Annotated in this window: 8 protein-coding genes; all 8 read left to right on the top strand. The window is 34.8% G+C overall.

Features of this window, described 5'->3' with window-relative positions; genetic code table 11:
* Positions 1-70: 70 nt before the first annotated feature.
* The 8 genes from NAT50_RS05725 to secDF all read left to right on the top strand — a co-directional run bounded on the left by NAT50_RS05725 (position 71) and on the right by secDF (position 15222).
* Positions 71-3082: a tetratricopeptide repeat protein gene (locus NAT50_RS05725; RefSeq protein WP_250592256.1), complete on the top strand. Its 3012-nt coding sequence runs from the start codon at positions 71-73 to the stop codon at positions 3080-3082.
* Between the two features lie 53 nt (positions 3083-3135).
* On the top strand, positions 3136-4911 hold the full coding sequence (locus tag NAT50_RS05720) for a TonB-dependent receptor (protein ID WP_250592255.1): 1776 nt from the start codon (positions 3136-3138) through the stop codon (positions 4909-4911).
* A gap of 66 nt (positions 4912-4977) precedes the next feature.
* Positions 4978-5427: a GreA/GreB family elongation factor gene (locus NAT50_RS05715; RefSeq protein ID WP_250592254.1), complete on the top strand. Its 450-nt coding sequence runs from the start codon at positions 4978-4980 to the stop codon at positions 5425-5427.
* A 1-nt stretch (position 5428) separates the two neighbouring features.
* A complete protein-coding gene (locus tag NAT50_RS05710; protein WP_250592253.1) occupies positions 5429-7051 on the top strand; it encodes an amidohydrolase in 1623 nt (540 codons plus the stop codon).
* 247 nt (positions 7052-7298) lie between these two features.
* Positions 7299-8912, top strand: coding sequence for an asparagine synthase B (asnB, locus tag NAT50_RS05705; RefSeq protein ID WP_250592252.1), 1614 nt, complete (start codon positions 7299-7301; stop codon positions 8910-8912).
* Between the two features lie 202 nt (positions 8913-9114).
* Complete coding sequence (gene gyrB / locus NAT50_RS05700) at positions 9115-11055, top strand: DNA topoisomerase (ATP-hydrolyzing) subunit B (protein ID WP_250592251.1); 1941 nt, start codon at positions 9115-9117, stop codon at positions 11053-11055.
* A gap of 83 nt (positions 11056-11138) precedes the next feature.
* Entirely contained in the window at positions 11139-12074 is a 936-nt protein-coding gene (gene mdh / locus NAT50_RS05695; protein WP_250592249.1) for a malate dehydrogenase, read from the top strand.
* A 193-nt stretch (positions 12075-12267) separates the two neighbouring features.
* The gene (gene secDF, locus NAT50_RS05690; protein WP_250592247.1) at positions 12268-15222 is read left to right on the top strand and encodes a protein translocase subunit SecDF; all 2955 of its coding nucleotides are present in this window, start codon (positions 12268-12270) and stop codon (positions 15220-15222) included.
* The last annotated feature ends 51 nt before the right edge of the window (positions 15223-15273 follow it).

Raw genomic sequence — 15273 nt, 5'->3', positions numbered from 1 at the left:
AGATACTAAACATTTTTTTTAGACGTTAAAAACATAGGAATATTTTATATTTGGTAACAAATTAGATCTTATGAAGAAATTATTCAGTACAGTTGTCTTCACTTTTATATTAAGTTGCGGAACTACTTTTGCACAACAATCAGAAATTTACACTAATAATACTTTAGAATACAATCGAGCATTGACTTTGTATAAAAACAAACAATATCAATCGGCTCAAATCATTTTCGATGCTATCAAGCAAAATGGAAACACTGACTTGGAAGCGGATTGTACTTATTATAGTGCAAATTGTGCCTTAAAACTGAATCAGGCAAATGCAGATGAGAAAATAGAAGGATTTATTAGAGATTATCCAACGAGTACAAAGCAGAATTTGGCTTATGTAGATGCTGCTACATATTATTTTGAACAGGGAAATTATACCAAATCGTTAGAAATGTTCGATCAGGTAGATGAAAATAGTCTTACGCAAGAAGAGTTGGACCGTTATCGTTTTTACAAAGCGTATAGTTTTTTTAATTCGGGGAAGAGAAAAGAAGCTGCGAATTATTTCTATAAAGTGGTTAACTCTCTCGAATTTGGTTCTCAAGCCAAATATTATTTAGGATTCATAGCTTACGAAGGAGACAAATACGAAGAAGCTAACCAATATTTTGATGCCGTTTCCGAAGAAGAAAAATACAAAGAAAAACTATCGTATTTTCAAGCAGATATGAGTTTTAAATCTGGAAAATTCGAAAAAGCCATTCAATTAGGGCAAGCCGCCATGCCGAAATCTTCACCGGCTGAGAAATCAGAATTAAACAAAATTATTGGAGAAAGTTACTTCAATCTGAAACAATACGACAAAGCAATTCCTTTTTTAAAACAATATCAAGGGAAAAAAGGAAAATGGAGTAATACTGATTATTATCAGTTAGGTTATGCTTATTACAAACAAAATGATTTTGAAAATGCTATAGCGCAGTTCAATAAAATTATTGATGGTAACGATAAAGTAGCGCAAAACGCATATTATCATTTAGGAGAAAGTTATTTGAAAACCGATAAAAAGCAACAATCTTTGAATGCTTTTAAAAATGCTTCGGAAATGGATTTCGATCTTAAAATTCAAGAAGATGCGGCTTTAAATTATGCGAGATTGAGTTATGATATTGGTAACTCTTACCAAAGTGTTCCTCAAGTGCTCAATGGATTCATAACAAAATATCCGAATAACCCAAATAATCCTGAAATAGAGAGATTGTTGGTGAATTCTTATATAACTTCTAAAAATTACAAAGAAGCCATAGTGCTGTTAGAAAAAAACAAAACTCTTGGGGCTAAAGGAGCGTATCAGAAAGTAACGTTTTACAGAGGGTTGGAACTATTCACCGATGGAGCTTACGCTGAAGCTTTGAAGATGTTCAAAAAATCGATAGCGGAACAAAAAGAACCCAAATTTTCTGCTCGGGCAACGTTTTGGAAAGCAGAAACCGAATATGTTCTAGAAGATTTTCAAAACGCATTAATTACTTTCAAACAATTTATTGCATATCCGGAGGCAAAAGAGGTACCGGAGTTCAAAAATGCAAACTATAATATAGCTTATGCTCATTTTAAATTAAAAGAATACGAGCAAGCTGCCACATTTTTTGCAAAATATACGGATACTCCTCAAGAGGACAAAAATCGATTAGTAGATGCATACTTACGTTTGGCCGATTGCCGTTTTGTAACAACAAAATATACTGGAGCTATTGAAGCTTATGACAAAGCAATTGCTTTAAAAGGTGTTGATACTGATTATGCCGCTTTTCAAAAAGCACTGTCGTATGGTTTGGCAGGCAAAAACGATAAAAAAGTGATTGAGTTAACCACTTTTGTTAAGACTTATAAGGATTCCCAACTCAGAGACGATGCTTTGTTTGAGTTAGCGAATACTTATACTTCCATGAATGAAACTGCTTCTGCCATCAAAACCTATGACCAGTTGATTAGCGAATACAAGAATGGAAGTTACTCGGCTAGAGCTATTTTGCGTCAAGGATTGATCTATTATAACGGAGACAAAGACGATTTGGCTTTAGCTAAATTTAAAAAAGTGGCTACCGAATACCCAAGAACCGAAGAAGCTCTAGAAGCGGTAAAAACGGCTCGATTGATTTATGTTGACAAAGGAAGAGTGGAAGAATATGCGGTATGGGTTAGAACCTTAGATTATGTAGAAGTAACCGATATAGAATTGGATAACGATTCATGGGAAGCTGCCGAAAAGCAGTACATGGAAGGAAATTCTGCAAAAGCTATTGAAAATTTGTCGGGATATATCAAAAATTTTCCAAACGGACTGCATGCTCTCAAAGCTAATTTTTATCTAGCAGAATCGTTATACAAAACAGGGGCTACAGAAAAATCAATTGTGAATTACGAACGCGTAATCGCTTTGCCCCGCAATGAGTTTACGGAACAGTCATTGTCGCGTCTTAGTGAAATTTTTGTGAAGAAATCGGATTATACAAAAGCAATTCCGGTATTGGAACGTCTAGAAAATGAAGCTGATTTTCCTCAGAATAAAACGTATGCGCAAGCTAATTTGATGAAAGCTTTTTATGATACGAAAGACTATAGCAAGGCAGTGGTTTATGCTGAAAAAGTACTTTCGAATCCAAAATCAGATAATAGAATCAAAAGTGATGCGCAAATCATTGTAGCCCGTTCGGCTATAAAAGTTGGTGACGAAGCAAAAGCAAAAGAGGCTTACGCTAAATTGCAAAAAATAGCCAAAGGAGAACTGGCAGCGGAAGCATTGTTTTATGATGCTTATTTTAAAAACAAAGAAGCAAAATACGAACTTTCCAACACAGTCGTTCAAAAGTTAGCCAAGGAATATTCAGGTTATAAATATTTTGGTGCGAAAGGATTGGTGGTAATGGCTAAGAATTTTTATGGATTGAAAGATAGTTTCCAGGCTACTTATATTTTAGAAAGCGTTATTAAAAATTTTCAGGAATATGAAGATGTGATTGCTGAAGCGCAGTCGGAATTAACGAAAATTAAAACAGAAGAAGCAAAAACAAATTCTTCCATAGGAAAATAAATCTAGCCCATACACAAGAAAGAAGTAAAACTCTGGTTTAAGAAAATTGTAATATGAATAAGATTAAAATATACAGCTATTTACTATTGGTTTTAGGTACAATTCAATTTGTAAATGCTCAAAAAAAAGATGAAAACATTGGAACGGAAGTTGTAAATGTGGTTAAACCCTACACACCAACTATTTCCGATGCTTATAAAGTAAAAGAAACGCCAAACATCGAAGATTCCGAAACCACCCAAAAGGAAGAGGTTAAATATCAAATTTTTTCTTTTCCGGTAGCTTCCACTTTTGTTCCGGCAAAAGGAAAAGCAGCGGCAGTGGATAAGGCGAAGCAAGAAAAACTGTATCAAAATTATGTGACCCTTGGTTTTGGAAATTACAAAACCGCTTTGGGAGAATTGTTCGTAACACATGAATTGGATAAGTATCAATATGCAGGTGGGATGTTCCGTCATCAATCTTCTCAAGGAGGTATTGATGGTGTAGCTCTCGATGATGCTTTTGGAGAAACTTCAATTCAGGCATTATACGGTTACAATCGTAATGAAACCAGTTTTAAAGTTGATTTAGGATATAAAAATGAAGCCTACAATTGGTATGGACTGCCTTTGGAGAATCCCAATTACAATCCAATCAATGCATCGGGTATCAATCCTAAACATCAGTACAATACTTTTACCGTAGGTTCAGAATTGGCTATTTCTAAAAGTTTTTTCGATAAATTAAACTTCAATTATGTAGGTTTTTCAGATAATTATGGTTCCAAAGAAAATCGTTTCATAATCCGACCGGCTTTTAATCTTGAATTGGGCGACACATCTGTAAAAACCAAATTGGGTGTCGATTATATGAATTCTAGCTTTGAAACTATTTATAATCTCCAAACTCCAGATCCAGCGGTTGCCACAAACATCGAAAAGTCAAATTTGATTTTTTCAGCGAATCCTAGTTTCATGATTTTAAAAGATGATTTGTCAGTAGAAGTGGGAGCAGAAGTAGCTTATTTTTCAAGAATGAAAGATATTTATAATGGAGTGAAAACGGATTTAGACAATGAATTTTTTATTTTCCCAAAAGTTAAAGCTTCCTATAATGTTGTCAGAGAAATCATGATCTTGTTTGCTGGTGCCGAAGGAGGATTAAAGCAAAATTCTTATAGAGATTTTGTAAGTCAAAATAAGTTTTTGTCGCCAACTTTATTCCTCGAACCCACGAACAATCAATTTAACATCTATGCCGGATTGAAAGGAAAATTAATGAATACTTTGGCATATAACTTAAAAGCAGGTTATGATGTTTCGGAAAACGTACCACTTTTCAAATCGAATCCGTATTTGTCTGATCCATCCGAAAATTATAGTTATGGCAATTCGTATGCGGTGGTTTATGATAACGTGAAAACGCTTTCGTTCTTCGCAGAATTAAAAGCAGATGTGAATAAGGATATTGCTTTAGGGGTTAATGTTCAAGCCAATAGCTTTAATACAAAATACCAAGAAGAAGCATGGAATTTACCAACCTTAAAAGCAGGATTTACATCAGATTTTAATATTGGCAAGAAATGGTACGCAGGAACACAATTGTTTTATGTTGGAGAACGTTTCGATGCGTATAACAATTATCAAGGATTTGCTAATCCGGATGCTAAAATTAAATTGGAAAGTTATTTTGATATTAATGCACACATCGGATACAAATACAATGAGAGACTTACAGCATTTATCAAAGGAAATAATCTAGCCAATCAGAATTATCAAAGATGGTTAAATTATCCTGTACAAGGTGCTCAGGTAATTTTGGGAGCCAGCTATAAGTTTGATTTTTAAATGAAGTTACAGATTTATTAGAAATTTAGGTACCTTTGGATGGTCTGAGAAGTCTAAAAATCAAATATGTCACTTAAAAAAAATATACACCAATTATATCTTCAAATTCTTCAAGATAAGATAGATGTTTTTCAAGATATGATTACTTCTCTCGCCGAAGATTCCTTGAATGATGCTAAAGGTTCCGCTGGAGATAAGCACGAAACGGCATTATCTATGATGCACTTGGAGCAAGAAAAATTATCGGCAAAATTGAGAGAAACTTTAGAATACAAAACTGTTTTAGATCAAATAGATACTTCCGTGATTCATACGAAAGTAACTTTAGGCAGTTTGGTAAAAACGAATCATCTTACAGTGTATATTGCTGCGGCCTTACCCAAAATTGATGTAGAAGGGCAAAATGTTTTTGGAATTTCCGCGCAATCTCCTTTAGGAATAAGTTTATTGGGAAAAGAAACAGGATATTCTTTTCAATTAAATAATGTTAATTATCAAATACTATCGGTTGAATAATATGAAAAAAAGGCTACTTTTAGGTTTATTAATGTCTGTGCAATTCATGTTTGCACAAAAAACCTCCGCAGATTTACTCATAACGAATGCTACTATTTATACGGTAAATCAGAATTTTGATACTGCCGAAGCTATGGCGGTTAAATCAGGAAAAATCATTGCTGTAGGAAAAACTGCTGATCTGGTTAAGAAATACAAAGCTACCAAAACGATTAACGCCGAAGGTAAATTCGTTTATCCGGGATTTTACGATGCTCATGCCCATTTTTATAGTTATGGAATGAACTTACAAACGGTGAATTTGAGAGGAACACAAAGTTATCAGGAAGTTTTAGATAAGGTAGTTGCTTTTCAAAAAGAAAAAAAATCGAATTTCATACAAGGTCGCGGTTGGGATCAAAATGATTGGGAAGTTAAAGAGTTTCCCACAAGAAAAGAGTTAGACAACTTATTTCCGGACACACCGGTGGTTTTAACTCGAATAGACGGACACGCACTATTAGCCAATAGCAAAGCTTTAGCATTGGCAGGTATTACCAAAGATACCAAAGTTGAAGGGGGTCAGATAGAAGTTAAAAATGGAGAACTTACAGGTATTTTGGTAGATAATCCGATGGAATTAGTGTATCAAATTATTCCGAAGCCAACAAAAGAAATTCAAACTCAAGCGTTGAAAGATGCTCAAAAAGTGATGTTCGATTATGGTTTAACAACTATTAACGAAGCTGGATTAGATAGAGATATTATAGAGTTGATAGATACTTTACAACAAAGAAATGAGCTTGATATCAATATCTATGCGATGGTTACTGCTACTCAAGATAATGTTGATTTGTTTACACAATTAGGCGTTTACTCGACTGATAAACTTAACGTTCGTTCATTTAAATTTATGGGAGATGGAGCTTTAGGATCTAGAGGAGCTTGTCTTCACAAAGAATATTCCGATATGCCAAAACATTTCGGAGCGTTGTTATCGCCTATTGCTGATATAAAAAAATTAGCCAAACAAATTGCCGATTCTGATTACCAAATGAATGCCCATGCTATTGGAGATTCTACTAACACGGTTTTATTGAATATTTACAAAGAAGTTTTAAAAGATAAACCTAATCGTCGTTGGAAAATAGAACATGCTCAAATTATGCAAGAACAAGATTTTGACGCCTTCAGTTCTAATATTATTCCTTCTGTTCAACCTACTCATGCTACTTCGGATATGTATTGGGCTGAACAACGCGTGGGTAAAGAGCGTATTAAAAATTCGTATGCCTATAAAAAGATGCTGGATAAAGCAGGAATAATAGCTCTAGGAACCGATTTTCCTATAGAAGAAGTAAATCCTATGTATACTTTTTATGCGGCTGTAGCCCGAAAAGATTTGAAAAATTTTCCAGAAGGTGGTTTTCAGTCTGAAAATGCCTTAACGAGAGAGCAAGCGCTGAAAGGAATGACTATTTGGGCAGCTTATTCAAATTTTGAGGAAAACGAAAAAGGAAGTTTAGAAGTAGGGAAATGGGCCGATTTTACCATTTTCGACAATGACTTACTAACGGAAGATATTGATGCAATTCCTTATGTTAAAGCGGCCAATACCTTTATAAAAGGAAAACAAGTGAAATAAATTTTTATCAATAATTTTAAAAAGCCTGATAGTGTAAAAACAATCAGGCTTTTTTTATGATACGTATCAAAATTACATTCTTTAACTTTTCTTAGTAAATCTACAGGTGTTTTGTTTCAATTTTATTGTTTTTAAATCTTAAATGTGTTATTTTGTAATTAAAAAGTGTTTTTTAATTTAAAAATTAAACTTTAATACTCAATTTTGTTTCAGAAATAAAGTATAATTTAATAGAAACAAAAATAGTATGTGTGGGATTTTAGCCATTATAGGAAAAGGAAAAGAGGTAGAGTTGGTAAAAACTATTTCTAAGCGAATGTCGCATCGTGGTCCAGATGAAAGTGATATCTACGTTACTGATAAAGGACATATTTTAAGTCACGAACGATTGTCTATTATAGATTTACATTCAGGTCGTCAGCCTATTCAAGGAACTTCTTCGGCGTATATGGTCCATAATGGAGAAATATACAACCATCAAGAATTAAGAGAGACGATTCTAAAAGAGCACAATTTCAGAACTAAATCAGATTCGGAAGTCATAGTACATTTGTATGAAGAATTGGGCTACGATTTTGTACATTTATTAGATGGCGATTTTGCTTTCGTGGTTGTGGATGGAGATGATTTTATTGCAGGTCGTGACCCACTAGGTGTAAAACCATTATACTATGGAATTGATGATAGAGGAAGATATTTTTTTGCTTCAGAAATGAAAACAATTGCCGACCAATGTAAAACATTCTCCACTTTTCCACCGGGACATTACTACACACCACAAACTGGATTTGTTAAATATTATTCCCCGGCATACGAAGACCACACAAAAGCTGATCAAGAGTTAGAGTTAGCTTTAATCAGGGAGTCGCTAACCGAAGCTACCCGCAAACGATTAATGAGCGATGTACCAATTGGCGTTTTATTATCAGGAGGCTTAGATTCTTCTTTAACTTCTGCTATAGCAGCTAGATTGTTGGAAGGTATCGGAAAAAAATTACATTCCTTTTCGATTGGGTTAGATGCTGAAGCTCCAGATGCCGTAGCAGCAAGAAAAGTGGCTGAATTTTTAGGTACGGAACATCACGAAGTTCATTTTACAATCGAACAAGGTATAGAAGTATTAGAAAAATTGATTTGGCATTTAGAAACGTACGATGTGACCTCGGTAAGAGCAAGTACGCCTATGTATTTCTTATCAAAAGCCATTGCAGATATGGGAATCAAAGTGGTGCTGTCTGGTGAAGGTTCTGATGAGGTTTTTGGTGGCTATTTGTACTTCAGAAATGCACCTTCTGTGACCGATTTTCAAAAAGAATGTATCGAAAGAGTTCAGAAATTATTTACGGCCGATTTGCTTCGTGCGGATAAATCAACTATGGCTCACGGATTGGAAGCGCGTGTCCCGTTTTTAGACAAAGATTTTCTAGATGTGGCTATGCGAATCAAAGCAGAAGAGAAGCTTCCTAAAACTTATGAGGGCATCGAAAAATATATTCTCAGAAAGGCCTTCGATACTCCAGAACAACCGTATTTACCTCAGGAAGTTTTATGGCGTCAAAAAGAACAGTTTTCAGATGGAGTAGGCTACAGTTGGATTGATACACTTATAGATTATTGTGCCTCTCAGGTAACAGATGAGCAGTTGCAGAAAGCGGTAGATCTTTTTCCTTACAACACTCCAACAACCAAAGAAGCGTATTATTACCGCTCTATATTTCATAAGTTTTATCCGCAGGAAAGTGCTGCGCAAACTGTTCGTAAATGGATTCCAAAATGGCAAGCCAATACTGATCCTAGTGGAAGAGCCAATGCAGCGCATGTTCAAGCCGCTACGGAAATAGCAAAGGAAGAGGCGATTTAGATTTCAAATGAATTTTTAAATCATCTATATTGAAATTATTTAGCCTCAGTTATAATCTGTAATTGAGGCTTTTTATTTCTATAATTTGTTTACATTTTGTTGATAACTTCGACCGTTTTTAGGCTTATTTTGTGATAAAACTACCTCTATTTTTATATATTTGCGTGTTATACAAAAAAAATACAATTTCGAAAAAGATATTATGAGTGAAGAATTAAAAAAGGGTAGTTACTCGGCCGATAGTATTCAGGCGCTTGAAGGAATGGAGCACGTTCGTATGCGTCCATCGATGTATATTGGAGATACTGGTGTTAGAGGTTTACATCACTTGGTTTACGAGGTAGTTGATAACTCTATTGATGAGGCTTTAGCGGGTCATTGTGATACTATTTTTGTAACAATTAATGAAGATAATTCGATCACGGTTGAAGATAATGGTCGTGGTATTCCTGTAGATATTCACAAGAAAGAAGGAGTTTCGGCTTTAGAAGTTGTAATGACTAAAATTGGAGCTGGAGGTAAATTCGATAAAGATTCTTACAAAGTTTCCGGTGGTCTTCACGGGGTTGGAGTTTCTTGTGTTAATGCCTTATCAGATCATTTGCGTGCTACGGTTCATCGCGAAGGTAAAATTTACGAGCAAGAATACGAAAGAGGAAAAGCTTTGTATCCTGTAAAGCAAATCGGTACAACGGAGAAAAGAGGTACTATTGTAACTTTTAAACCGGATGGAACTATTTTCCAACAAACTCTAGAGTATTCTTATGATACTTTGGCGGCTCGTATGCGTGAGTTGTCTTTCTTGAATAAAGGAATTACAATTACCCTTACTGATGCAAGAGATATTGATGATAAAGGGCAAGTTAGAAAGGAAACGTTCCATTCTAAAGAAGGATTAAAAGAGTTTGTAAAATTTTTGGATGGAAACCGAATTCCAATCATTGGGCATGTTATTTCCATGGAAAATGACAAAGGTGAAATTCCTGTAGAAGTAGCCTTAATTTACAACGAAAGTTATTCTGAAAATATTTTTTCTTACGTAAATAATATCAATACACACGAAGGAGGTACTCATTTGCAAGGGTTCCGTATGGGGTTAACTCGTACGCTTAAAAAGTATGCAGATGCCTCTGGGTTGTTAGATAAATTAAAATTTGAAATTTCCGGAGATGATTTCCGTGAAGGTTTAACAGCTATTATTTCGGTAAAAGTTGCAGAACCTCAATTTGAAGGTCAGACCAAAACTAAATTAGGAAATAGAGAAGTGGTTTCTCCTGTATCTCAAGCGGTTGCAGAGATGTTGGAGAATTATTTGGAAGAAAATCCTAATGATGCCAAAATTATTGTTCAAAAAGTAATTTTAGCAGCTCAAGCGCGTCACGCAGCTAAAAAAGCGCGTGAAATGGTGCAACGTAAAACCGTAATGGGAGGCGGAGGATTGCCAGGTAAATTATCAGATTGTTCTGAACAAGATCCTGAAAAATGTGAAATTTTCTTCGTAGAGGGAGACTCGGCGGGTGGAACAGCTAAACAAGGTCGTGATCGAAATTTCCAAGCGATTATGCCTTTGCGTGGTAAGATTCTAAACGTGGAAAAAGCCATGAATCACAAGGTTTTTGAAAATGAGGAAATCCGAAATATTTTTACAGCACTAGGAGTAACTGTGGGTACGGCCGAGGACAGTAAAGCGCTTAACCTTGAAAAATTGCGTTACCACAAAGTAGTAATCATGTGTGATGCTGATATTGATGGTTCTCACATTGCTACACTTATTTTAACGTTCTTCTTCCGTTATATGCGTGAATTGATTGAGAACGGATATGTTTACATTGCTACGCCACCATTATATTTAGTGAAAAAAGGTAACAAAAAGGAATATGCTTGGGATGACAAGCAGCGCGATGAAATTGTCGAGAAAATGGGTGGAGGCGCTACAATCCAACGCTATAAAGGTCTTGGAGAAATGAACGCGGAACAATTATGGGAAACCACATTGAATCCGGAATTTAGAACCTTGCGTAAAATCAATATTGATAGTTTGACAGAGGCAGATAGAATTTTTTCTATGTTAATGGGTGATGAGGTGCCACCTCGTAGAGAATTTATCGAAAAGAACGCGGTTTACGCTAACATTGATGCTTAATTTTCTTTGATTTTTATATAACTAATCAGGAATTTTAAAGCATAGCTGATCAAAATATTTTAAATAACCTAAAACTATAAAAAATGAAAGTTACAATAGTTGGAGCTGGAAATGTTGGTGCTACATGCGCGGACGTTATGGCTTACAGAGGAATTGCAAGTGAAATCGTTTTACTTGATATTAGAGAAGGTTTCGCAGAAGGTAAAGCATTAGATATTACTCAATGTGCCACTAATACAGGTTTCAATACAAAAGTAACGGGTGTAACTAACGATTATGCCAAAACCGCGGGAAGTAACGTAGTGGTTATTACTTCTGGTATTCCTAGAAAACCGGGAATGACTAGAGAAGAATTAATTGGTATTAATGCAGGTATCGTGAAATCTGTAGCCGAAAACTTATTGAAACATTCACCAGAAGCTATATTTGTGATCGTATCTAATCCTATGGATACTATGACTTATTTAGCATATAAATCATTAGGCTTACCTAAAAATAGAATTATAGGTATGGGAGGAGCTTTAGATAGTTCTCGTTTCAGAACTTATTTGTCTTTGGCTTTAGATAAACCAGCTAATGATATTTCTGCTATGGTAATTGGAGGTCATGGTGATACAACTATGATTCCGTTAACACGTTTAGCTTCTTACAATGGTATTCCGGTATCTCAGTTTTTATCACAAGAACAATTAGATAAGGTTGCCGCTGATACAATGGTTGGAGGAGCAACTCTTACCGCTTTATTAGGAACTTCCGCTTGGTATGCTCCAGGAGCTTCTGTGGCTTATTTAGTAGATTCAATACTTAACGATCAAAAGAAAATGATTGCTTGTTCAGTATATCTAGAAGGAGAATATGGTCAAAATGATATTTGTGTAGGAGTACCTTGTATCATAGGAAAAAATGGAGTAGAAGAAATCATCGATATCCAACTTAATGAAGCTGAAAAGGCATTGTTTTCTAAATCTTCAGACGCGGTGCGTAGCATGAATGACGCATTGTCTGGAATTTTAGGATAATCCATTCAAAATAAAATCCAAAGACTGCTTTTTTGCAGTCTTTTTTTTGATATTAATCATAAATAAATTGGTTAATCACATTCAGAATTATATATTTGCACGTTTTCTAAAAATGGGGAGGTGTTTTCATTGCTCATTTTTAGTTGAATCAACCAAAAAACCAAATAAAAGAATTAATTAATTTTTACAAAGAATGCAGAATAGAGGACTAATTAAATTTTTTGCAATTTTATTTGCTATCGTAAGTATTTATCAGCTTACATTCACCTTTGTAGCTAGTAAAGTGAAAAATGATGCAAAAGCTTTTGCAAATGGAGATCAGGAGAAAGAAATAAAATATCTTGATTCAATTGGTAAAGAGAAGGTGTTTTTAAACTACTTTACCTACAATGAAGTAGCCGATAAACAAATTAATAAAGGTCTTGACTTAGAAGGGGGAATCAACGTGACTCTTCAAATTTCAGTTAAAGATGTATTGAAAGGTTTGGCTAACAATTCAGCAAACCCGGTTTTCAATAAAGCTTTAGCCGATGCTAAGAAAAACCAAAAAGGAAACCAATCTTTTTTAGATGCTTTTTATGAAGCATTTGACGCGGCTTCTGCAGGAACAGGTACAAAATTAGCTTCTCCAGATGTTTTTGGTAACAGAAACTTATCTGACGAAATTAAATTCGATATGTCTGATAGCAAAGTGAAAGCTATCATCAATAAAAAAGTTGACGAATCTGTAGAAAGTGCTTTTGGCGTTTTACGTGAGCGTATCGACAAATTTGGTGTTACACAGCCAAACATCGTTAAATTAGGAAATACAGGTCGTATCCTAGTGGAGTTGCCAGGTGCAAAAGATGTGGATCGTGCTAAGAAATTATTATCATCTACGGCTCAATTAGAGTTCTGGGAAACTTTTAAAGTAGAAGAAGTAGGAAACTATTTGTTAGCTGTTAATGAAGCGTTGAAGAAAACTGAAAAAGCTCCAGTAGCAAAATCTGTTAAAGCGACTTCTAAAATTGACTCTCTTTTAGTGAATAAAGCTGCTAACGATTCTGTTGGTGCAGCAAAAGGAAATAATCCTTTGTTTGATAAATTAATGCCTATTCAAGCTGGTGGACCAATCTTAGGAATGGTTGCTATTAAAGATACTGCGGCAGTTAATGCTTTCTTGAAAAGACCAGATATCAAATCATTGTTACCGTCTGAATTAGCGGATGCGAAATTCGTTTATGGTAAACCAAAAAATGACGAGGCTGAAGTAGTTGAAATGTACGCTTTAAAAGGTAATAGAACTAACACTCCTCCAATGAGTGGTAGCGTACTAGTTGATGCAAAAGATTCATTTGACCAAATGGGTAAACCATCGGTTACAATGCAAATGAATGGTAAAGGTGCAAAAATATGGGAAGAGTTAACAGGAAGAGCTTATACACAACAAAGTAATATTGCTATTGTTTTAGATAACATTGTTTACTCTGCTCCAGGTGTGTCTAGTGGTCCTATTGCAGGTGGACGTTCTGAAATTTCAGGTGCTTTCACAGTAGAAGAAACTAAAGACTTAGCTAACGTTTTACGTGCTGGTAAATTACCTGCAGCTGCTGAGATTGTTCAGTCAGAAGTAGTTGGTCCATCATTAGGACAAAAAGCAATCGATAATGGTACAACTTCTGCTTTAGTAGGTTTATTATTGGTGTCTTTATGGATGATGGTTTATTACGGTAAAGCAGGTTGGTATGCTAACGTGGCTTTAATTGTGAACTTATTATTCTTATTTGGTATTTTAGCAAGTATTGGTGCTGTATTAACATTGCCTGGTATTGCTGGTATCGTATTGACACTTGGTACAGCAGTTGATGCTAATATTATTATATATGAAAGAGCAAAAGAGGAATTATTACATGGTTTAACTCTTGAAGAAGCGATTAAAAAATCGTTCTCTTGGACTGGAGCAATGCGTTCTATTATTGATGCGAACGTTACACACGTATTAACTGGAGCTATTTTATATGTTTTCGGAACAGGACCTATCAAAGGTTTCGCTACAACTTTATTGATTGGTATTTTTACCTCTTTATTTACTTCTATTTTTATTACTAGAATGTTATTAGATAGAGCAGCATCAAAAGGTGAAAAATTATCATTCCACACAAACTTGTCTAAAAATTGGTTCCAAGGATTCAACTATGATTTCTTGAAAGTGAAGAAATTTGCTTACGGATTCTCTCTTGTTGTAATCATTGTAAGTGTTGGTTCAATCATGATTAATGGATTGGATGAAGGTGTAGATTTCGTTGGAGGTAGAACATTCCAAGTGAAATTTGAAAAACCAGTTGAGCCTTCAGTAATTTCAGAAGAATTATCTGCAATTTACGGTGTTCCAGCTGAAGCAAAAGTGTTCGGTAATTCTGATCAGTTAAGAATCACAACCAAATATAAAATCGAAGAAGACGGTGTTGCTATTGATGAAGAAGTGAATAAAATGTTATACCAAGGATTGTCTAAACATTTCCCTGGAATGACTTATGAAAAATTCATCACTCTTTATGAAGGAAAAACAGTAGGATTGTTATCAGGTTCAAAAGTAGGAGCGTCAATCTCTAACGATATTAAAACGAACTCTTTCTGGGCTGTAATTGGAGCGATGATTGTAGTAGGATTGTATTTGGTAGTTTCTTTTAGAAAATTAGGATACTCTTTAGGAGCTATTGCTGCAGTAGCACACGACGTAATCTTTGTTTTAGGCCTTTATTCATTATTATATAAAGTGATGCCTTTCCACATGGAGATGGATCAACACTTTATCGCAGCGATCTTGACTGTAATTGGTTACTCTATGAACGATACGGTAATTGTATTCGACAGGGTTCGTGAGTTCTTAGATGGTAAACTAAAAGGAAACTTCAACAAGATCGTTAATGACTCTATTAATACAACATTATCAAGAACTATCAATACTTCATTAACGATGATTATTGTTTTATTGATCATGTTTATCTTTGGTGGAGAATCGATTAGAGGTTTCGTATTTGCTATGTTGGTAGGTATTGGAGTAGGAACCTATTCTTCATTATTTATCGCAACACCAGTATTAGTGGATACATTATCTAAAAAAGATAAAGAAGAAATCGAAAGAAGACATGCTGAATTAAACAGTTAATCTTTAAAAAGATTTTATTATATTAAAAGTCCCGAATTTTCGGGACTTTTT

The sequence above is a fragment of the Flavobacterium luminosum genome (assembly GCF_023635005.1).
Taxonomy (GTDB): Bacteria; Bacteroidota; Bacteroidia; order Flavobacteriales; family Flavobacteriaceae; genus Flavobacterium; species Flavobacterium luminosum.
Note: the sequence above shows the minus strand (reverse complement) of the source record. Positions and strands in the feature narration are given on the sequence as shown.

Bases quoted from the DNA above. Each gene is read 5' to 3' on its own strand.
- NAT50_RS05725 (WP_250592256.1), top strand. From the start codon at position 71: ATGAAGAAATTATTCAGTACAGTTGTCTTCACTTTTATATTAAGTTGC.
- NAT50_RS05720 (WP_250592255.1), top strand. From the start codon at position 3,136: ATGAATAAGATTAAAATATACAGCTATTTACTATTGGTTTTAGGTACA.
- NAT50_RS05715 (WP_250592254.1), top strand. From the start codon at position 4,978: ATGTCACTTAAAAAAAATATACACCAATTATATCTTCAAATTCTTCAA.
- NAT50_RS05710 (WP_250592253.1), top strand. From the start codon at position 5,429: ATGAAAAAAAGGCTACTTTTAGGTTTATTAATGTCTGTGCAATTCATG.
- asnB (WP_250592252.1), top strand. From the start codon at position 7,299: ATGTGTGGGATTTTAGCCATTATAGGAAAAGGAAAAGAGGTAGAGTTG.
- gyrB (WP_250592251.1), top strand. From the start codon at position 9,115: ATGAGTGAAGAATTAAAAAAGGGTAGTTACTCGGCCGATAGTATTCAG.
- mdh (WP_250592249.1), top strand. From the start codon at position 11,139: ATGAAAGTTACAATAGTTGGAGCTGGAAATGTTGGTGCTACATGCGCG.
- secDF (WP_250592247.1), top strand. From the start codon at position 12,268: ATGCAGAATAGAGGACTAATTAAATTTTTTGCAATTTTATTTGCTATC.